17 protein-coding genes are annotated in these 22,144 nt (G+C 47.5%); all 17 read right to left on the bottom strand.

Going from position 1 to position 22,144, the window contains the following annotated elements:
- Nucleotides 1-13 precede the first annotated feature (13 nt).
- Entirely contained in the window at nt 14-919 is a 906-nt protein-coding gene (murB, locus tag A6049_RS23535) for a UDP-N-acetylmuramate dehydrogenase (RefSeq protein WP_063566984.1), read from the bottom strand.
- 148 nt (nt 920-1,067) lie between these two features.
- The gene (murG, locus tag A6049_RS23540; RefSeq protein WP_063566985.1) at nt 1,068-2,177 is read right to left on the bottom strand and encodes an undecaprenyldiphospho-muramoylpentapeptide beta-N-acetylglucosaminyltransferase; all 1,110 of its coding nucleotides are present in this window, start codon (nt 2,175-2,177) and stop codon (nt 1,068-1,070) included.
- A 7-nt stretch (nt 2,178-2,184) separates the two neighbouring features.
- Nucleotides 2,185-3,282, bottom strand: a complete 1,098-nt coding sequence (spoVE, locus tag A6049_RS23545; protein WP_063566986.1) for a stage V sporulation protein E — start codon at nt 3,280-3,282, stop codon at nt 2,185-2,187.
- A 48-nt stretch (nt 3,283-3,330) separates the two neighbouring features.
- Nucleotides 3,331-4,752, bottom strand: coding sequence for a UDP-N-acetylmuramoyl-L-alanine--D-glutamate ligase (gene murD, locus A6049_RS23550; RefSeq protein WP_063566987.1), 1,422 nt, complete (start codon nt 4,750-4,752; stop codon nt 3,331-3,333).
- A 3-nt stretch (nt 4,753-4,755) separates the two neighbouring features.
- Nucleotides 4,756-5,724, bottom strand: a complete 969-nt coding sequence (gene mraY / locus A6049_RS23555) for a phospho-N-acetylmuramoyl-pentapeptide-transferase (protein WP_063566988.1) — start codon at nt 5,722-5,724, stop codon at nt 4,756-4,758.
- A 12-nt stretch (nt 5,725-5,736) separates the two neighbouring features.
- Nucleotides 5,737-7,149, bottom strand: coding sequence for a UDP-N-acetylmuramoyl-tripeptide--D-alanyl-D-alanine ligase (locus tag A6049_RS23560; protein ID WP_063567039.1), 1,413 nt, complete (start codon nt 7,147-7,149; stop codon nt 5,737-5,739).
- Nucleotides 7,149-8,636, bottom strand: coding sequence for a UDP-N-acetylmuramoyl-L-alanyl-D-glutamate--2,6-diaminopimelate ligase (locus A6049_RS23565; protein ID WP_063566989.1), 1,488 nt, complete (start codon nt 8,634-8,636; stop codon nt 7,149-7,151). The genes A6049_RS23560 and A6049_RS23565 overlap by 1 nt, the downstream gene beginning before the upstream one ends.
- A gap of 130 nt (nt 8,637-8,766) precedes the next feature.
- The gene (locus A6049_RS23570; RefSeq protein WP_053781224.1) at nt 8,767-10,731 is read right to left on the bottom strand and encodes a stage V sporulation protein D; all 1,965 of its coding nucleotides are present in this window, start codon (nt 10,729-10,731) and stop codon (nt 8,767-8,769) included.
- 93 nt (nt 10,732-10,824) lie between these two features.
- Nucleotides 10,825-13,155 carry a penicillin-binding transpeptidase domain-containing protein gene (locus A6049_RS23575; RefSeq protein WP_063566990.1) on the bottom strand — a complete coding sequence of 777 codons (2,331 nt, stop codon included), beginning with the start codon at nt 13,153-13,155 and terminating at the stop codon, nt 10,825-10,827.
- Between the two features lie 50 nt (nt 13,156-13,205).
- A complete protein-coding gene (locus A6049_RS23580; protein ID WP_063566991.1) occupies nt 13,206-13,634 on the bottom strand; it encodes a hypothetical protein in 429 nt (142 codons plus the stop codon).
- 27 nt (nt 13,635-13,661) lie between these two features.
- Nucleotides 13,662-14,612 (bottom strand): 16S rRNA (cytosine(1402)-N(4))-methyltransferase RsmH, encoded by a 951-nt coding sequence (gene rsmH, locus A6049_RS23585; protein WP_063566992.1) that lies wholly within the window; start codon nt 14,610-14,612, stop codon nt 13,662-13,664.
- A gap of 18 nt (nt 14,613-14,630) precedes the next feature.
- The gene (mraZ, locus tag A6049_RS23590) at nt 14,631-15,068 is read right to left on the bottom strand and encodes a division/cell wall cluster transcriptional repressor MraZ (RefSeq protein ID WP_063566993.1); all 438 of its coding nucleotides are present in this window, start codon (nt 15,066-15,068) and stop codon (nt 14,631-14,633) included.
- Between the two features lie 275 nt (nt 15,069-15,343).
- Entirely contained in the window at nt 15,344-16,609 is a 1,266-nt protein-coding gene (locus A6049_RS23595; protein ID WP_063566994.1) for an adenosylhomocysteinase, read from the bottom strand.
- Between the two features lie 45 nt (nt 16,610-16,654).
- The gene (bshC, locus tag A6049_RS23600; RefSeq protein ID WP_063566995.1) at nt 16,655-18,286 is read right to left on the bottom strand and encodes a bacillithiol biosynthesis cysteine-adding enzyme BshC; all 1,632 of its coding nucleotides are present in this window, start codon (nt 18,284-18,286) and stop codon (nt 16,655-16,657) included.
- A gap of 155 nt (nt 18,287-18,441) precedes the next feature.
- Nucleotides 18,442-20,205: an ABC transporter ATP-binding protein gene (locus tag A6049_RS23605; RefSeq protein ID WP_063566996.1), complete on the bottom strand. Its 1,764-nt coding sequence runs from the start codon at nt 20,203-20,205 to the stop codon at nt 18,442-18,444.
- Nucleotides 20,206-20,222: 17 nt separating this feature from the next.
- The gene (locus A6049_RS23610) at nt 20,223-21,104 is read right to left on the bottom strand and encodes an ABC transporter permease (protein WP_371121656.1); all 882 of its coding nucleotides are present in this window, start codon (nt 21,102-21,104) and stop codon (nt 20,223-20,225) included.
- 47 nt (nt 21,105-21,151) lie between these two features.
- Nucleotides 21,152-22,084, bottom strand: coding sequence for an ABC transporter permease (locus A6049_RS23615; RefSeq protein WP_063566998.1), 933 nt, complete (start codon nt 22,082-22,084; stop codon nt 21,152-21,154).
- Nucleotides 22,085-22,144: the final 60 nt, after the last annotated feature.

Raw genomic sequence — 22,144 nt, forward strand, 5'->3', positions numbered from 1 at the left:
TCACCTCCGGGGTTTACCGTTCACCCACTACGAAGACTTCCGGTACCAGGTTAATACCGTTTTGAGATGATATAGTGTTCTGAATCTGCTGCATTAGGGTGATAACGTCCTCTGCTGTTGCTTGGCCTGTATTGACAATGAAATTGGCATGCATGGTGGATACCTGTGCGCCTCCTTGAGTCATACCCTTTAGCCCCGCTGCTTCAATCAGGCGGGCGGCATGATCACCAGGTGGATTCCGGAACACGCTGCCAGCACACGCCATCTGCAGTGGCTGTGTACGGCGTCTACGGTCTTTATAAGCGGCCATCGATTCCGAAATGACTTTGCGTTCTCCCTGCTGGAGTGCAAATGTAGCCTCCAGCACGATACCTCTCCGGTCATGAAGAACAGAGTGGCGATAGGCAAATTCCATGTCCTCCTTGCTGTAACGTACCAATTCCCCTGTCTCCAGTACAATCTCAGCGGATTGAAATATCCGTGACACATCCGATCCATGGGCACCAGCATTCATATATACGGCTCCGCCGACCGTTCCGGGGATGCCGCTACCAAATTCCAAACCGGTCCACTCTTTCTTTGCAGCAACAACACTGAGTTTAACAAAGGAATGTGCCGCTCCGGCAGTTACCCCGCCCTCGTGAAATTCGGCATAATCAAAGCCTTCTCCCGGTTTCACGACAACTCCGCGTATTCCCTTGTCAGACACCAACATGTTTGAACCCCGTCCAAGCTGCATCCATGGGATCTGATGCTTGTGCAGCAATTGAATGAGATTGATCATCTGCTCCTTGTTTTCCGGTATGACCAGCGCATCTGCAGGACCGCCGATCTTCCATGTGGTGTATTTGGCTAGCGGCTCGTTTTCAAGAACTTTGCCGACATTGTTCTGGGATAGTAACGATATCCACTGCTGCATATTAACATCCTCCTTTACTTCAAAACCGATGAGCACGGCAGTTTTCGTTGCTGCAAGCCGTGTTGCGGCGCCATGGAACGATTGTCACGATTTATAGGGTATCTTATGTCAGTCCCGCCGTGTGTGTGACAATCGCCCAAAACGCACTTTAACGCCCTGCAGCAAGACGCCGAATCTCGCTCACAAGCACCTCGGCTGCATCAGGTTTCCCCAGTTCCCTGGAGGCTTCCGCCATCCTTTTGCGCGCCGCTTCGTCATTCATAATTCCAGCAATCGCTTTATATAGCGCCTGGCCTGTCAGATCCTTCTCCAGCATCGTAAGCGATGCACCACCACCCTCAAGTGTACGAGCATTCGCCTCCTGATGATTATTCGTCACGTTAGGTGACGGAATCAGAATGGATGGAATACCTAGAGATGTAATCTCGGCAAGGAATGATGCCCCAGCACGATTTACAATCAGCGACGTGCATGCAAGAACCTCAGGCATGTTGTGTACGTAGGGCAGCACATGCAGATGATTTGGCATCGTTCCAAGGGAACTGCGAATCGCTTCACGCGTTTCATCAAAATAAGAATCACCAGTCACGTAGACCACGTGCACATCTTCAAGCTTGGCCAGCATCGGTGCCATATCCACCATGGCTTTATTGATTGCTTTCGCACCACGGCTACCACCAACCACAAGAACAACTCGGCTGTCCATCGGTACACCCAGTGTCGCAAAACCACGATCACGGCTAGCTTGAGCTACCGTTGTAGCCCTTGGATTGCCGGTATACACAACCCTTTTGGCTCCAGAGAATGCTTTCTCCGAACCCTCAAAACTAACAGCTACCGTGTCCACATACCGGGTAAGGAACTTGTTAGTTAACCCGGGAATGGCATTCTGTTCATGAATGACACTTGGAATACCAAGTTTGGCTGCTGCATATACGACAGGCCCACACACATAGCCCCCCGTACCGATGACAACATCGGGTTTGAATTCCTTGAGCATTTTCTTGGCTTTGCGAACACCTTGCAGAAATCTCATCACAGTCTTCACGTTGTCAAAGGACAATTTCCGGCGAAAACCTGTAATGTCAATCGATTGAAACGGAATATTCTCTTGTGGCACCAGTTTACTTTCCAGTCCACGGGTACCACCGATATATAAAAATGTCGAGTCGGGATTCTCCGCCTCACATTGCCTTGCTATAGCAACGGCCGGATAGATATGCCCACCGGTACCGCCGCCGCTTAGAACGACTCGCATCGTACATTCACCTCGCATAACGGGATAAGTTCAATAATATGCCTAGCGCTGTCAACATCAAGGTCAGAGATGAACCGCCATAGCTGATGAGCGGGAGCGTAATCCCCGTAACCGGCATAAGCCCGATCACGACACCAATGTTGATAATGACCTGCACAGCCACCATACCCACAATGCCTACACCCAGAAGGCTACCAAAAGCATCCGGTACCGTCATCGCTACGCGCATCCCTCTCCACACCAGGACCAGAAACAGCAATAATACAATCATTCCACCAATGAAGCCTAGCTCTTCTGCCAAAATGGAAAAAATAAAATCCGTTTGTGGCTCGGGTACGTAGCTGTATTTTTGTCGACTCATACCCAGCCCCAAGCCCGCAAGTCCTCCAGGGCCGATCGCATATAAAGATTGAATAATCTGATATCCGGCACCAAGTGGATCAGACCACGGGTCCAAAAAAGCCGTTATTCGCTGCAATCTGTAGGGAGCTGCCGCAATCAGTCCGGCAAACCCTGCTATACCGCCGAGGGCAAGCAGTGATAGATGTTTCATCCGTGCTCCTGCTGTGAAAATAATCAGCATCGATGCACCCATCATCACGGTGCCTGTCCCCAAATCGGGCTGAAGCATAATAATACCAAAGGCCAAACCAATCAAGCCGAGCGGTGGCAGAAGCCCCGTCGTGAACGTTTTGATTTTGCCAGGTTCCTTGCTTAACCAGTGAGCGAGAAACAGGATCATACCCAGTTTCATGAATTCTGAAGGTTGTATGCCGAACGAGCCAATGCCCAACCAGCTTCGTGCCCCTCCCCGAACCACTCCGATGCCAGGAATCAGCACCGCAATCAGCATTATAAAACAGGCAATCAGTATAGGCTTTGCATACTTTCTCCAGACCCGGTAGTCCACATTTGCCGTAACAAACATGGCAGCAAGTCCAAGTCCGGCGAACAGCAGCTGTCTTTTGACAAAGTAAAATGAATCACCGTAGTCATGAAAAGCAAGCACCGAGCCCGCACTGTATACCATAATAATGCCGATGGCAAGCAATGCCAGAATACAAATTAGGAGCCAGAAATCCGGCGCCGGTCGCGTCTGTTTCATCAGGAGGCCACCCCTTGCATGGAAGTAGGGGCTTTTCCACCCCCCTACTTACAAGTTATGCGCCGCCTCTTTAAAAATGCGTCCCCGCTCTTCATAGGAAGCAAACATGTCCCAGCTTGCACACGCTGGTGATAACAAGACCACATCACCTGGAGCTGCAAACTGTGAAGCTTCCTGCACGGCAGCGGTTAACGTCTGGGCAGCGTCCTCCTCATTATCGACGACCTTAATTTGCTTTAATCCAGCCAGTTCCGCAACCTTGGCAATTTTCTCTCGTGTCTCTCCAAGAGCAACCACAGCTTTCACCCGCTCCTGGAACAATGGCAGCAATTCCATCATGTCTGATCCACGATCCAGTCCGCCGGCAATGAGCACGACCGGTTCCTTGAAGGAGTTCAACGCCATTACGGTTGCTTTGGAGTTAGTCGCTTTGGAATTGTTGTAATAGTTAGCTCCATTATGTTCAAGTACATACTCAAGACGGTGTTCAACCCCCTTGAACTCAGCCAGAGGCGCAGCAAGCACAGATGGATCGGCTCCAGCGGAGACAGCAATAGCTACTGCTGCCAATGCATTTCCCACATTAAATCGTCCTGGTATTCCGATGTCTTCCACATCAATAATGACGTGATGGTTGCCCTCACCGTCTGCATAGATCACCTGGCGCTTCACATCATCCTCTTCCCCATCCACGTATGGAGGATCGGCATATACCCCTGCTTCAAGCTTCTCTGTCAGCGAGAATGGGAGCAGTCTTGCTTTAATATAAGGAACCAGTCCGCGACATACCGGGTCATCCCAGTTCAGGATAGCTACATCCTCCGGTTGCTGGTTGGAGAACAGTTTGGCTTTGGAAGCCACATAATCATCCATGTCCCCATGGTAATCCAAATGAGTCTCCGCCACGTTTAGCAAACTTGCAATGCGTGGACGGAAATCGGATGTGCCTTTCAGTTGGAAACTGCTAAGCTCCACCACCATCCAGTTATCCGCAGAAGCCTGCTCTGCCGCCTCACACAATGGCGTTCCAATATTACCGGCAACGATTGGTTTCAAACCGGCAAGCTCCAACATGTTGCCTACCCACGTTGTTGTGGTTGTTTTCCCGTTAGAGCCCGTGATCCCGATCATAGGCGCAGCGCATAGATGGTAAGCTACCTCCACCTCAGTCACCACTTCTATGCCTAAGGCAAGTGCCTGTTGCACAGGAGGTGCCTGATAAGGAATGCCCGGATTTTTGACTACAAGCTTCACATCACTATGAATCAGATCGTCCGGATGTCCCCCGCATACAACAGAAATTCCCAAAGCCTCCAATTCGGATGCTTCGGGACACTGTTCTCTCTCTTTTTTATCATTAACTGTAACGATTGCGCCGGCACGATCCAGTACTTTGGCGACCTGCACGCCGCTTTTGGCCAGTCCAAGCACGACCACTTGTTGTCCACGATATGATTCAGGATGATTCATTGTTTACAACCCCTTGTTGAGATAAAGTCCGAGAGCGGCCAAAATGGCACCTACCGCCCAAAAAGTAATGACAACTCGCCATTCCGACCAGCCACTCAGTTCAAAGTGATGATGAATCGGGCTCATTTTGAACACGCGTTTGCCACGAGTTTTGAAAGATACTACTTGAATGATAACGGACAGGATTTCGATGACGAAAATACCGCCAATGATGACAAAAAGAAGTTCTGTCTTCGTCACAATGGCGACGGCACCAATCGCACCACCAATTCCGAGTGAGCCTGTATCTCCCATAAACACTTTGGCCGGGTGTGCGTTGTATACCAGGAATCCAAGTACCGCACCAATCATCGCCGCCGCACATACCGCTGCTGGCATGGATGTTGCCTGCATCGCCACAATGGCAAATGCCCCAAACGCGATGGCGCTCACGCCGGACAGCAAGCCGTCCAGACCATCGGTAAAGTTAACTGCATTCGTGATGGCAAGCATCATGAATACCACAAACGGATAGTAGAACCATCCCGTCCAGTCAAAGGAGACTGATGTACCTGGAATCGATATGGCTGTGCTGTGTCCATTTTGGATAAGCAAATAGCACATCACTGCACTGAAAAACAACTGACCAATCATCTTTTGTCTAGCCGTCAGCCCCAGTGAACGTTTGAATACAATCTTGATGTAGTCATCCAGGAAACCAATCAGACCGAAGCCGAGTGTAGCCACCAGCAGGACGTAAAAGTCCGTATTTTTGACCGCTGAAAATTTCAAAAAGGCCAATGTGAACGCGAGTAAAATAACTACTCCGCCCATTGTAGGTGTTCCGCTTTTTTTCAGATGGCTCTGTGGCCCATCTTCCCGAACCTGCTGTCCGAACTTCATTCGACGCAGCAATGGAATCAAGAGCGGTGCAGCAATCACCGCCAAAATAAATGAAACACCGATTGTTAACAGTAATACCTGAAAATCCATGGGTTCACCCCTCTAGTCTACTCTATTCTGTAATGGAGCTATTTTTAGCGCTTCGACCACATCCTCAAGCTTCATGCCTCGGGAGGCCTTAAACAAGACAACATCTCTGGATTGGAGATTCTCCAGTAGATATCGGGTCAATTCTTCCTTGCTCTCAAAAGTGTGTACGGCTTCTGCTGGCATGTTTTGTCTTGCTCCTTCTGCGATACTCGCAGATAAAGGGCCATAAGCCAGCACCATATTCATTTTGTCGGGTGTAATATATTCACCGATTCCCCGATGGAGCTCATGCTCCTGAGGCCCCAGTTCTAGCATATCACCGAGCACGGCAACTTTGGTCCGATACCCCTTAAGGCCCTCCAGCACATCCACAGCGGCTTTCATGGAGGTTGGACTAGCGTTGTAAGCATCATTGAGCATGGTCAAACCACTGACCCCGTTAATAATCTCGATGCGCATGCCGGTTAATTTCAAACGTGACAGTCCTGCTACAATCTGTTCAGCAGCCACTCCAAAATGACGGGCAACCGCTAATGCAGCAAGACAGTTGACCACATTATGTGTCCCCAATAATGGCAGTGTAAGAGCATCCTCTCCAAACTGCTTGGTTGTAAACGCAACCCCACTCTGTGCATTCATAATTCCAGTAGGATAATCATCGTTATCCGTCTGCAAGCCAAATGTATACCGTTGAAGTCCTTCAGGCAGCTTAGTCGCTGGCTCCGCCAGAACCTGCTCAATCAACGGTTCGTCGCCGTTGTATATCAGCAATCCACCTGGTTTCATGCCAGCAGCAATTTCAACTTTTGCCCGAGCAATCTCCAATCGAGATCCCAGTTGAAGTAGATGGGATTCACCAATATTCGTGATGATTGCGACATCCGGCTGGGCAATTAAAGATAATTCTTCAATCTCTCCTCGGCCGCTCATGCCCATCTCCAGAATTACGATCTCAGTGTCTGGTTCCATGCTAAGTACGGTAAGCGGCAAACCAATATGATTATTGAAATTGCCTTGGGTCTTATGCACTTTGAACGTGGTAGACAGAATGGCATCCACAATGTCCTTTGTTGTTGTTTTACCATTGCTGCCTGTAATGCCTACAACGGAGGCCTTGTTTTCTTTTAAATAGGAGGACGCAAGCTCCTGCAATGCAACCAGGGTATCCTCCACAATAATCACAGCACCTTGAGGTGCAGCTCCATGATCCTTTTGCCATAAAGTTCCGGCAGCGCCCTTCTCTACACAGGTTTGCACAAATTCATGTCCGTCAAACCTTTCGCCAACAAGCGGGATAAAGAGACTGCCTTGAACGGGCTTACGCGAATCTGTAAATACACCTTCAACACCAACATCACCATAAGCAGCAATGTCAGTTAGTGTTCCTCCACACATCTCGGCCAATTGTGCCAATGTTCTTTTTATCAATTGGATTTGCCCCTTATCGCTTCTTTCGCTATGATCCGATCATCAAAGTCCGTCTTGGTTGTGCCGATGATTTGATAGGTCTCATGCCCCTTGCCCGCAATCAATACTACATCGGCAGGGCTTGCCATTTCAATAGCTTCATGAATCGCCTGGCGCCGATCCACAATCATCGTATAACGGTCAGGTTGAATGGCATCTTCAATCAAGCCCTGTTCAATATCCTTGAGAATCAGATCGGGATCTTCTGTCCGCGGATTGTCGGAAGTAACAAATACGATATCGCTATACTTCGCAGCAATTTTGCCCATTAGAGGCCGCTTCGTGCGATCTCGGTCACCACCACATCCAAATACGCAGATCACACGGCCTTCAGCAAATTCCTTCACCGTCCGCAATACGTTCTCCAGGCCATCTGGGGTATGAGCATAGTCAACAATGACTGCAAACGGCTGTCCTTCGTCAACAGCCTCAACACGTCCATCTACGCCGGGTACCGTTTCCAAACTACGTTTGATCTCCTCCAGCGGAATGTCTTCAACCAGAGCAGCAGCGATGGCAGCCATTGCGTTATACACATTGAATTTGCCTACCATGCGTAAACGAATATCAGTGCTGCCTCTGAATGTGTCTACATGGAAAGAAGTCCCCTGCGAGGTAATTGAAATCTGGGATGCGCGTACATCCGCATTTTCCTCCATGCCGTATGTAATGACTTCAGCTGCCGTTACAGATATAAAGTAAGCTGCAGCGGGATCATCTGCGTTGATTACTGCAAATTTGCGCTTGGAAGCATCCTCGGTATATCCGTTACCCAACCGTGCAAAGAACAGTCCTTTCGCTCCACGATATTCTTCCATGGAATGATGGTAATCCAGATGATCCTGCGTCAAATTGGTAAATACAGCCGTACGGAATTCCGTCCCCTTCACCCGACCTTGCTCCAAAGCGTGGGATGAAACTTCCATAACACAACAGTCCGTGCCTGCTTGAACCATATCATTCAGACTGCGCTGTAGATCAAGTGCTTCCGGTGTAGTACCTGACATCGGGTATGTGCGCCCGTCATAGCGCATTTGAATGGTCCCGATTAATCCTGTTTTTTGACCAAAGTCACTCATGATTTTTTCAATTAAATAGGTAGTCGTTGTTTTTCCGTTGGTTCCCGTTACACCAATCATATTCATCTTACGGCTTGGTGAGTCAAAAAAGGAATCTGCCAGTACAGCCATGGCGAAACGGCTGTCTTTTACCAGCAACTGCGGAACAGGCAGATCCAGCTCTCGTTCCACAACCAGAGCGACAGCTCCAGCGTTTACAGCCTTCTCAGCATAGTTATGTCCGTCAACTGTATGCCCTGGAAGACAGATAAACAGATCTCCCGGTTGTACCTGGCGAGAATCTGTCTGTAGGTTTTGACATTCTGTATTTGGTTCGCCAATGACACGGGCGGTTGTTAGCATTGATGAAAGTTGTTTTAAAAGCACATGAATAACCTCACTTTTTCCAAGTTTACTTCAATTTCAACAGTTCTCTGTAATCATTAATATCGTAAACACAGCCAATTAATGAAACGCAACTCAGTGCATTTTGTTGCGGTGGGGATCAAGAGCCCCATCAGGGCTCTTGTCCTTCCTCCTTGGTATGATCATGAATATCATTCAGAACATCACCCATATAGATGCGTATAGTAGAACCCTGATCAACCCGTGCTCCTGGTTTTGGAGCCTGGTTAATGACATATTTCCCACTGCCGGATTTGGCCAGCATAAAGTTCATATTCAGATCCTCATACAGGTCTTCGACCGTAGCTCCTGTCAGATCGGGAACCGTCACGATTTTGGTTTCTCCATACTTGTATTCTTTGGCTACCTGATCCTTTCGAACCGGAACATTCATATAATGCAGCGCATCCTCCAGAATGTTCTGTACGATCGGTGCGGCAACCACGCCGCCGAACTGAATTCCTTTCGGATTATCCACCGCAGTATACACAACAATCTGCGGATCATCCGCTGGAGCAAAACCGATAAAGGATACAATATGCTCGGTAGAGGAGTAACGTCCATTGATTACCTTCTGGGCCGTACCCGTTTTTCCGCCAACCCGGTATCCATCAATAAACGCCGGACGTCCCGTACCCTTGGCGACGACACTCTCAAGTGCTTCACGTACTTGCTTGGACGTATCTTCCGAGATGACTTGACGAACCAGTTCCGGCTTGGCCTCTTCCATCACTTCACCCGTTTCGGGATGAACCCAAGCCTTTGTAACATATGGCTTGTATAGTTTACCACCATTAATAGCTGCTGACACAGCCGCTACTTGCTGAATTGGCGTAACGGATACCCCCTGACCAAAAGCAGTGGTCGCAAGCTCCACAGGACCGACCCGTGACAGTTTGAACAGAATCCCGCTGGCCTCACCACTCAGATCTATGCCTGTTTTGGTGCCAAAACCGAAGTCTTTAATATAGGAGAATAATGATTCTTTGCCCAGCCTCTGACCCAGTGCAACAAATCCAGGGTTGCAGGAGTTCTCCACGACTTGGAGGAAGGTCTGACTTCCATGGCCGCCCTTTTTCCAGCAACGCAGGCGAGCGCCTCCAACTTCAACAAATCCGGGATCATAGAACTGATCCTGCGTCAGATTTACTTTTTTCTCTTCAAGTGCTGCTGCGAGCGTAATAATTTTAAACGTTGAACCCGGTTCGTACGTCATCCAGATCGGTAAATTCCGGTTGTATACATCGGCCGGATATTGCTGATAATCGGCTGGTTCGTATCCGGGTCTACTGGCCATGCCAAGGATTTCACCCGTCTTAGGGTTCATTGCAATGGCAAGCGCCGAGTTGGCCTGGAACTTGACCATAGCCTGATCCAGCTCGCGTTCCATGATGGACTGAATCGATTTATCAATAGTCAGCTTGAGGTTCAGACCATCCTTCGGTTCCACATACTTCTCAGATGAGCCCGGCATTAGCCTTCCGGCCGCATCGGACAAGTAGGACACACTGCCATTCAAACCGTTCAGTTTATCATCATACTTTTTCTCCACACCCGTTAAGCCCTGATTATCAATACCCGTAAAACCAAGAATATGAGCCGCCAGATCATCATAAGGATAAAAGCGTTTATTATCCTCAGCAACAACGATACCCGGAAGCTTCAAATCACGGATGTGCTGAGCTTTCTCCATCGTAATTTTGCGGCCACCGGGTTGTAGTCGTACAATTAGTTCTCTTTTCTTGATGGTTGCCAGCACTTTCTCTTCGGTCATCCCCAGCAAAGGAGCCAGTGCTCTTGCTGTTGTCTCCGCTTCCTTGACCTGGGCAGGAATCGCCATAATGGTTGGTGTGGTTATATTGTAGGCGAGAGAGGTTCCATTTCGATCCAGGATCTCTCCCCGTTTGGCTGAATAAGGAATATTCCGCCGCCAAGACTCTTCCGCTTTCGCAGATAGTTCCGGTCCTTTCCCTAACTGTACATAAGCAAGCCTGATCACCAAGGCTGAGAATAACAGAACTAAAATCACTAAACTCCATAACAACCTGCGCCGCAGATTTACGCTTGACCCCTTCACGAAAAGATCCCCCCACTCGTCCCAAAATCATGATTGTGTTCAATTCATGAATATTCAGGACAACCGGGGGTTAGAACAAGCTGTCTGTGATCTCTATGGTAGCGAAGCCCCGTCCGAAGTGTTACCAGACGATTTTGTCTCATTTGAAGGTGGATTTGTAGTATCCGTTTTGCCCGTTTCTTCGGTGTTCCCCGTTCCATCAGCTGCTCCCTGATTGTTAGTCTCGTCCCCTAATGCTGGATCAGAAGACTCAGGAGCTTCATCTGCTATACCGGTAACTGCCGCTTTGGCCGTCTGCAGCACAAGCTCAACCGTTCTCTGTTCGCCTGCCACCTGCTCCGTTTGCTTCACCACATATCCTTCACCTTTAACGGTTACGCCCACTTTCATGAGGGAGAGCACTTCAAGTGCATCTCGTAGAGATTCGCCAGTCAGATCAGGGATCTTCATTTTGCTGCTCTCTTCGGTCAAAAGGTAGATTCGTTGGCCAGGATTCATGGCTGCACCCGCCACAGGATACTGGCGAATGACATTTTCACCCTGACCAAGCGTCTCATAGGCAATTCCTGCGTTCAAAAGTTGGCTTCTAGCCTGTTTGGCTGTCTTGCCTGACAGATCAGGAGCTTTAGATTGAACGACCGGCGTTGTTTTTGACTTTTTGTCAGTGGTCTTTACTGTATCTTTGGGAACTCCCATGTATTGAAGGGTCTGGCTCACAATCTTCTTGAATACCGGAGCAGCTGCAGTACCTCCGCCAATATTGGAACCATCAGGCTGGTCAATCACAATTAACATCGCGATTTTGGGATTATTTACAGGTGCAAATCCGATAAACGAAACGACGTCTTTGGATTTACTGTATGTCCCATTCACAACTTTTCTTGCTGTACCCGTTTTACCAGCCACACGGTATCCTTCGATATAAGCATTGCGCCCTGTACCAATCGTTTGGTCGGCTACAACCTGTTCCAGATACCCGCTCACCAGTTTGGAAGATTCCTTGGAAATGACCTGACGAACGATCTTCGGCTTGATTACTTCTGATGTACCGTCATTCGGGTTAATAATTTCCTTTACCAGATGCGGTTCCATAAGTTTGCCGCCGTTGGCAATGGCCGAAATGGCTGCTACCTGCTGGATTGGCGTTACCTGTACAAGACCATGACCATATGCTGCTGTGGCAATTTCCGATTTATAAACCAGCGGCTTGATTGGTGAAGCCGATTCACTCGGCAGATCAATGCCCGTCTTTTTACCAAAACCGAATTGGTCTATGTAATGACGCAAACGTTCACCGCCAAGCATGTTATAGCCCAGATTAACGAACGCAATGTTACTTGAACGTTTGACACCTTCCAAGTAGGAAATCCGGCCATAGGCGTGACCGTTATCACTGATTGGGTAGCCGCCGATATAGACTCGCTTGGATTCAAACGTAGCATTCGGATCAAACAGCTTCTCCTCAACTGCACCCGCCAAAGTAACAATTTTAAAAGTAGACCCCGGTTCATAGATGGATTGTATCGCATGGTTGATAAAATTTTTCTGATCCGGCGTTTCCGCATACGTATTAGGATTAAAGGTCGGCCAATTGGCCATACCTAAGATTTCCATCGTGTTAGGATCTGCTGCAATGACAGTCATGCTCAGTGGATTGTACTGGGCCACCGCTTCTTTCATTGCATCTTCGATGTAGTACTGAATTGTATCATCAATCGTCAGTTTCAAGTTACTTCCATTCTGCGGTGGAAGATAGTTGTCCTGGGAATCAGGCAGCTTGTACCCTTTGGCATCTTTCTGATAGTTCAGATAACCATCTGTACCTGTAAGCTGTTCATCATAGGAGACCTCAAGTCCGTTAACCGCTTTGCCATCACGGCTCATGTATCCCAGCAAATGAGAGGCGAGCGTTTCTTCCGGATAAAATCGCTTCGACTCCTGTGTCATGACAATCGCGTTTTTAGCCTTGTAGTCATCCTGAAGTTTTTCGCGAAATTCGTCTACCTTAGCAGCGAGTTCAGGGCTAATTTTATACCCTTCACTGCGCACTTCACGTTGTTGAAAGAATGACCCATCTTTCTTTTTAGCTGTTACAAGTGCGCGCATTTCACTCTCGCTTTTACCCAATAAACTAGATAATTTGTTAATAACCACATCTTCAATCCCAAGTTTATTAATCATCTCCGGGTTTACAGATACCGTGTAAGCAGGTGCATCTGTGGCCAGGATGTTACCATTGCGGTCTGTGATTGTCCCGCGACTGGCCTTGATGGTTTGTTCACGTTCGACCAAACCAGCTGCTCGCTCCTGCCAAATACCGCCATTAACAACCTGAATAAAGAATATGCGGGTTATTAATACAAGAAAAAAGAGGGTAATACATCCCCCTATAAGCAGCGTGCGCATCTTTATTCTTTTTACCATCGGTACACCTCTTTTGCTTCAGCACTTTGTATGGATTGATACAAAATGTTCTACTTATTTGCTGTATCCGAGGACGATTCAGTACCTGTCGAGTTCGTTGCACTTGTTGAGCGAGGTACAAAAATGACATCCTTACCGGAAGCCTCAACATAACCAAGTTTGCGAGCATTCTCGATGACCAGATTGTTCAGTTTTTCTTTCTCCACTTGCAGATCTGCAATCGTTTTCTCTGCGTCTCTCACATCAGACAACGTCGTCTGTGCCTGCTTATTCAGATCATAGATGTGAGCGTAACGCGACATCATTACACCACCCACAACAATGACTGCAACCAGAGTAATCAGATACAAAAATTTCTCGCGTGCCGGAAGACCGGTACGACGGGTCACCACTTTGGTAGTTTCCTTGTACCGCTGCTGGGCCACACGTTCTTGGGACGCTTTTTCTTTCACTGCCAGATTACCACGTGTATATGCCATACTCCGACTCTCTCCTCCGCTCTTGATTTACAGTTTCTCGGCTACGCGCAGCTTCGCTGAACGAGCACGGGAGTTTTCGGCCAGTTCCGTTTCCGTTGGAATCAGCGGCTTTCTGTTCACTAAACGCATGGTACCCTTACCGCCGCAAACACACAACGGAAAATCGGGAGGGCATGTACATTTCTCCAGATAACTGCTAAAAATCTGTTTACAAATTCGGTCCTCAAGTGAGTGAAAAGTAATAACAGATACACGTCCGCCTGGTGCCAAGCACCGAACGGCCTGATGTAACGCTTCTTCGAACGCGCCCAGCTCATCATTAACCGCAATTCGCAATGCCTGGAAGCTGCGTTTTGCAGGATGTCCTCCGGTACGACGAGCCGCCGCCGGAATCCCTTCTTTGATCAATTCCACCAGTTCGCCAGTAGTCTCAATAGTGGATTGCTTCCTCTTTTCAATAATGACACGCGCAATTCGTCTAGAGAATTTCTCTTCACCATAGCGATACAAAATGCGGGCAATCTCCTCTTCCGGCCATTCGTTAACAATCTCTTTGGCGGTAAGGGATGCGTCCTGATCCATACGCATATCCAACGGAGCATCGTGATTGTAGCTAAATCCACGTTCTCCTTCGTCGAATTGCGGCGATGATACCCCCAAATCGTACAAAATGCCATCTACCTGTGGCACGCCATCTTTCATCGGTACATCCAGTTCTTTCAGTACCTGTTCGAGATCACGGAAATTGGTTTTCACCAATGTAATCCGCTCTCCATATGGAGCCAATTTTTCACGCGCGTTATCCAAAGCCCAATCATCCTGATCCAGTGCGATCAGACGTCCCCCTGGACCGAGCTTGGATGCAATCACGGAGCTATGTCCGCCACCGCCTAAAGTGCAGTCCACGTATATACCGTCCTGCTTGATGTTTAATCCCTCTGTTGCCTCTTCTTTGAGTACGGTTATGTGGTGAAACAACCTGCACCCCTCCTGACTTTATAGATCAAAATTAAAATCGACCAGCTTTTCGGCAATGTCGTTGAATGCTTCTTCGGATTGATTGAAATAACTCTCCCATATGCCTTTGCTCCAAATCTCCACCCGGTTCGACACGCCAAGAACAACGCAATCCTTGTCCAGCTTGGCATACTCTCTAAGAGAGCCCGGCAAATTTACCCTGCCCTGTTTGTCCAATTCACATTCGGTGGCACCCGAGAAAAAAAACCGGGTAAACGCACGTGCATCGGATTTCATCAACGGCAGTGCTTTGAGCTTCTGTTCCATGACCCCCCACTCCTCCATGGGGTACACGAAAAGACACTGGTCCAAACCCCGTGTGACAACGAAAGACGGTCCCAGAGATTCGCGGAATTTAGCCGGAATAATAACCCGACCCTTGTCATCAATGCTATGTTGGAACTCCCCCATAAACATTGGCCCACTCACTCCTCACCCGTTTCTCCCACTTTGCCCCACTTTCCACCACCTAAGCATAATAGATTCGCACAAAAAAATCAAAACCCTTCTTACGGACTTTACTTTTTTTAAATTTCCAACCGCAAAAAAACGTCTTTGATCCTGTCACTCAGGATCAAAGACGTTTCCCGTTTACGGGCAATCGCACGTACACCCGCATATGAGCCATATCATTAATAAACCATTTTAAACCCTTTGAAGCACTTAATCAGCTTGTAATTAATGGATGCCTCTTAGAATTTCCAGCTGTCCAGATATTTTTCCTGCTCGGCGGACAAAGAGTCGATGGCAATATTCAAGCTTTCTAGTTTGTAACTGGCAACCTGTTGGTCAATATCATAAGGTACATTAACAACGGTTTTACCCAGTTCCGCATAGTTCTCGCTCACATAACGCAGACCCAGCGCTTGCAATGCAAACGTTGTATCCATAATCTCAGCAGGGTGTCCATCGGCTGCACCCAGGTTTACGAGGCGTCCTTCAGCCAGCAAATACATCTTACGGCCATCTTTGAAGCGATATTCTTCAATGTTGCGGCGTACGGTACGAATCGAATCGGAACGTTTAGCAAGTTCAGGTTTGTTTACTTCCACGTCAAAGTGACCCGCATTGCTAAGAATTGCTCCATCCTTCATCACATCGTAATGCTCTCCAGTAATCACATCTTTATTGCCGGTAACAGCGATGAAGAAATCACCCAATTTTGCAGCTTCTACCATCGTCATGACACGGAATCCGTCCATATGTGCTTCTACGGCTTTAATAGGATCAATTTCAGTTACGATGACATTTGCTCCTAGCCCTTTGGCACGCATCGCTACACCTTTACCACACCATCCATAACCCACTACAACTACGTTCTTTCCTGCAACGACCAGATTAGTTGTACGGATGATACCATCGAATGCAGACTGACCTGTACCGTAACGGTTATCAAACAAGTATTTGCAATAAGCGTCATTGACTGCAACCATTGGGAAACGCAATTGTCCTTCTTTCGCCAAAGCTTTCAAACGAATGATGCCCGTTGTCGTTTCCTCTGCTCCACCACGAATGGTGGCAGCTAGGTCAGGACGTTCAGATGCAATGATAGTGGCAAAGTCTCCACCGTCATCAATGATCAGATCAGGTTTCACTTCAAGTGCACGAAGTTGCAGTTCTTTGAACTCAACAGGGTCCGGATTATGTTTGGCATACACAGTAACGCCGTCTTCCACCAGAGCAGCACAAACATCGTCCTGTGTTGACAATGGGTTGCTGTGTGTAATCGTCACTTCTGCACCACCAGCTTGAATGACTTTCGCCAGGTAAGCTGTTTTGGCCTCAAGGTGAAGGCAAATGGCTACTTTCAAACCTTTAAACGGAAGATCCTGTTCAAATTGGCGACGAATGCGGTTTAACACCGGCATATGTGCTTCTACCCAATCAATTTTCAGATGACCTTCCGAAGCGAGTCCCATATCCTTAACGATACTGTTTTGCAATGCAGGGGTAGTCATTCCTCATCCTCCTCGATTATCTATTCCTTCTATTATAAAAGGTCACTACAATGTGATCACTTGGTGTTGTCCACGGAATTCGTTCTGACTTTCAATCAGTTGTCCGATCCACTCGGTTCCATAACGGTTCAGGTAAAAGAGTACGTTATGTACTCGTTCCTGTGGTTTGTTCATGGGAAAGAGTGAGTTTTGCATCCCGTTCCAGTGTCTTAGACTCACATTGTGTTTATCTTTGATGGCTTTGTGGGTCTGCTCTTGCAGATATTGCATCTGTTCGCTGATCTTACCTACATTGGTATCTCCAATTCGGTCCAGACCAGGATGGATCTCTGTGATCTGATCAAGTAATGGACGATATAGATCGGCAAATGCTTGCTGAACGCGCTCGAATTGTTCATCGACCTGGAAGGTCTCCTGCTGTGCCAGCCATTGTTCCTTCTTATCTTCCATATGATATTGAACGTCCTGGAAAGAAAGACCGTACTGCTTCATATGTTTGTGATGAACATCTTCCAAAATGGTAAAGGACAGACGTGGAAGCAAGATAGGCATCTGCAGCCCAAACCGGCCAAACGCTTCACGTGTCAATCCCCAGTACGCGATCTCACCTTGACCTAAGATAACAGCCGCTACAGGTAAAATGGAATCTTGCATCAATGGCCGGGTCAATACATTGTTGCTAAACCGCTCGGGATGTTCAGCCAGTTCCTGAAGCAGTCGCTCTTCTGTAAATGAAACCAGACCTTTACGGTCGCTGTACAAGCCGTCTTTCAACATCAGAAGCAACCGTGCCCCTTCATGTATGTAAAACAGATTGGCCCCATCTTCCGCGACTTCAGCTGGCATGGCATATCCGGCTTGTTCCAATGCGGAGGCACCTTGTGCATATGCTTGGCGTAATGTCCCATTTTCACGAATCAAACGCTCAAATACAGGCTGCTCAAGCCTGCGCAAGTCTGGATCTGCAGCATCCATCAGAATAAGTCCACTGCTGCCAAACAATGCTGAGATTAACCGAGCAAACGCATCACTCAGATTCGAACTCGACTGATGAATTTCCGTAACCAGCTTCATCAAACCAGGTTTGTGCACCGTATCCGGTAACAGATGCTCCACCTGCTTCAGCACGGTCATCCATTGTTCTGTTTCCACATGGACATAACTCACAGAATCCCTGCCTGCAAACCGCCCTTGTAACTTGATCTTCGTCATGTCACCGTTGGCGTCAGGCAAGTATGTGTGGTTCACTTCATCCCAGTCATGGTCTTCGCCTGCAATCCAAAAAACGGGAACGACCGGCCGTTGTAGCCTGTTCTCCGCTTCCCGCGCAGCTGCAACTACACTTGCTGCTTTATAAATTACAAACAACGGACCTGTAAGCAGGCCGCTTTGCTGTCCTCCCGTAACAACCAACGCTTCTTGTTCCGCGAGACGTGTGATGGATTCATGGACTGCACCATGATCGTTCACACGTTTATTATATATACGTAGATACTCTGCCAGATGTTGACGAGGAATACGTGTGTTCTCCGATTGGTCTAGCCACTCGGCACGCGTATGAAGCCCCGATTCCCAGCGAATGTCATATTGGTAAAGGCCACGCGCAGCATCCCTTGAACAGACATAGTCTTCTGCAAGTCGCGTTCCGCTGCGGAGTGCCTCGGTAATACCTTTCATGAGGTCTGCCTCCTATTCTGCTTCAAAGAGCCTTTCTTGATTGTACCGAATGAGAGCCCTCTTCGTCAAAAGAAAGTGCATCAAAAAATAAAAAACCGCCGAACAAAGTCGGCGGTTTGATATTCATGGATAAGTCCAAATGAAAATTGTACTTTTTATACGTAAGGTTCTGCAACCCAGTGACCTTTGGATATCTCAATCAATTGAGCGTTCTGCAGGTTGTATGGATCATTTGCAGGACCACCAGATCCATTCTTAAGTGCTTGTTCTTCCGGCAGCAAAATGCGACGTTTGCTCGCTTCTACTTCCGGATCAGGTACAGGAATTGCGGACAGCAATGTTTTGGTGTAAGGGTGAATTGGATTAGCATAAAGTTCTTCACTTTCTGCCAACTCCACCACTTTACCCATGTACATTACAGCTACACGGTCACTGATATGTTTAACCATGGACAAGTCATGTGCAATAAACAGGTATGTCAAGCCGAGGCGTTGCTGAAGTTCTTCAAGCAAATTAACGACCTGAGCCTGAATGGACACGTCCAATGCAGACAATGGCTCATCACAGATGATGAATTTAGGGTCTACAGCCAATGCACGGGCAATCCCGATCCGTTGTCTTTGACCACCTGAGAATTCATGTGGATAACGGAGTGCATGGCTAGGATTCAGACCTACAAGATCAAGCAATTCTTCAACGCGTCTCTTCCGCTCTGCCCGACTTGACGCCAGACCATGAATATCAAGAGATTCACCGATGATATCCATAACGTTGAAACGTGGGTTCAAAGATGCATAAGGATCCTGGAAAATCATCTGCATATCTTTACGCATTTCTTTCATCTTGCGCGGAGACAGCTTGTAGATGTCCGTTCCATTAAAGTTAACGTTTCCGCCTGTTGGCTCATAAAGGCGCAGAATTGTACGGCCAGTTGTGGACTTACCACAGCCCGACTCCCCTACAACTCCAAGTGTTTCGCCTTCAAAAATATCAAAGCTAACATCATTAACCGCTTTTAGAATGTTGCCTTTGCCCAAGTTGAAGTATTGTTTCAGGTTCTTCACTTGAACCAGCGGCTTGTTGGCACCTTTGATAATACCAACTGGAGTAGGCTTTTCTTTTTTAGGCTCGTCCAGACGAGGGAGAGCATTCAGCAATTTAATCGTGTATGGATGTTGAGGATTACTGAAGATTTCAGCAGTTGTTCCTGTTTCAACAACTTCGCCTTCCTTCATAACGACAACACGATCACACATTCCTGCCACTACTCCAAGGTCATGCGTGATAAGCATGATCGAAGTTCCAAGCTTTTGCTGCATGTCTTTCATAACATCCAAGATTTGTGCTTGAATCGTTACGTCGAGTGCAGTTGTTGGCTCATCCGCAATCAGAAGGGATGGACGACATGCCAAGGCAATCGCAATCATAGCACGCTGGCGCATACCACCGGAAAATTGGTGTGGATAATGGTTCATACGCGATTCCGCATTTTTGATGCCTACAAGTTCGAGCATTTCCAATGCGCTTTTTTCAGCTTCTTTTTTGGACATATTCTGATGCTTGCGCAGTACCTCGGTAATTTGCTTACCAATTTTGATGGTAGGATTCAAAGAAGTCATTGGATCCTGGAAGATCATGCCGATATCTTTACCACGGATGGCTTCCATCTGTTTATCTGTCTTATTCAGCAGGTCCTGCCCGTGAAAAGTAATTTCTCCGCTTTTGACCTTCGAAGGCGGGGAGGGAATCAATTTCATGATGGTTTGGGCAGTAACACTCTTACCACTACCGGATTCACCTACGATCCCCAGCGTCTCTCCTTTGCCAAGTTCAAAACTCACATTTTTAACGGCATCAAACTCACCAGAACGCGTCGTGAATGACACACTCAGGTCTTTGACTGTTAAAATCGGCTCCATAATCCCACCTCCTATTTCTATTTACGTAATTTTGGATCAAGCGCGTCGCGCAAGCCGTCACCAAGCAAGTTAAATGCGAGCATTGTCATAACCATCAAACCTGCAGGGAACCACATCCGCCAAGGATACAGCGTCCAGCCTGTAAGTGCATCATTGATCATAGATCCAAGAGAGGATTTAGGTGCAGATACACCCAATCCGAGGAAGCTCAAAAATGCTTCTGCGAAGATGGCATTTGGGATGGACAATGTCAATGTAACGAGAATTGGTCCGACAGCATTTGGCAACAAATGACGGAAGAGTTGACGTCCAGTGCTTGCGCCCATGGAACGAGCAGCAAGGATAAAGTCTCTGTTTTTGAGCTGCATAATCTCACCACGCACAATCCAGGACATACTGATCCATCCTGTAATGGTAAGTGCAATGATAATCGTTGTCAGACTTGGCTCCAATACAACCAGCAACAGGATAACAACGAGCATGTATGGCAGGGAGTACAAGATCTCGGAGAACTTGTTCATGATGCCGTCAACACGTCCACCGTAGAAGCCCATAATGGCTCCATAAATTACCCCGATGACAAGGTCAATCAAAGCAGCAGCCAAACCTACAGTAAGAGACACACGTGCACCTACCCAGGTTCTTACCCATACATCACGACCCAGTTCATCTGTTCCGAACCAGTGTTCAGCACTCGGTGCAGCATTGGCATTCAACAAATCATTGGAATAATAATTATAGCTTGAGAACAACGAAGTTGGACCAATCATAGAGAAAATGACAACAAGGACTAGAACAGCCAAACTAATCATAGCGGCCTTGTTGGTTGCAAGTCTGTACATAGCGTCTTTGAATAGCGATACACTCTCTTGCGATTTCAACGCTGCCTGACTATCCAGGCCTGTGTTCGCCGTTTCATTATTGTTGTTATTCTTGCCAGACAACGTTATGCCCCCTTCCGGCTTTCTAGCTTAATTCTAGGATCAATCAACACGTAAGCGATATCTGTCAGGAAACGTGCAAGCATCAAGAGAATACCATAGAAGATTGTAATCCCCATGATCATCGTGTAATCACGATTCGTAATACTCTCTACAAATACTTTACCAATTCCACCAATATTAAAGATTTGCTCAATAACAACGGAGCCTGTGATAATATTTGCTGTCATCGGACCAACGTAAGTAACGACTGGCAGAATACCGTTCCGTAAAACGTGTTTAAACATGATAGCAGGCCATTTCAAACCTTTGGCTTTGGCTGTCTTGATGTAGTCTGCATGCAACACTTCCAACATGCTTGAACGCGTCAAACGTGCGATAAAGGCAATTGGAGATGCTGACAATGCGGCAACCGGAAGCACATAGTCGAGCGGGCCATCGAAGCCCATAACATTAAACCAGCCGAGTTTGAATGCAAAAACATATTGCACCAGGGATGCGAGCAAGAAACTCGGTACAGCAATCCCGATAACAGCCAGAATCATCGTAATATCATCAATCAACTTGCGATGGTACACTGCGGCAATAAGCCCCAACAAGACACCCACAACAATTGAGATAATAATCGCAAAGATTCCTAGCTTCAGCGATGCTGTAAACGTTTGAGTGATCATACCAGTTACATCTTGATTCAGGTATTTCATAGAAACCCCGAAATCACCTTTGATGATTCCACCCATATACTTCAGGTATTGTTCATACATCGGTTTGTCCAAACCATACTTCACTTCCAAAAGTGCCCGGATTTCAGGAGATACTTTTTTCTCGGATGTAAAAGGGTCACCCGGAATGGCCTTCATCAGGAAGAAGGTTGCTGATGCGAGTATGAAAAGCGATAGCAGCATAAATAGCAGTTTTTTCAGCACGTACTTAACCAACCCTTGCACACCTCCACAAACAATATTTTGTATACAAATCGATTGTAGAATTAGACATGA

The sequence above is a fragment of the Paenibacillus sp. O199 genome (assembly GCF_001636635.1).
Classification (GTDB): Bacteria; Bacillota; Bacilli; order Paenibacillales; family Paenibacillaceae; genus Paenibacillus; species Paenibacillus marchantiae.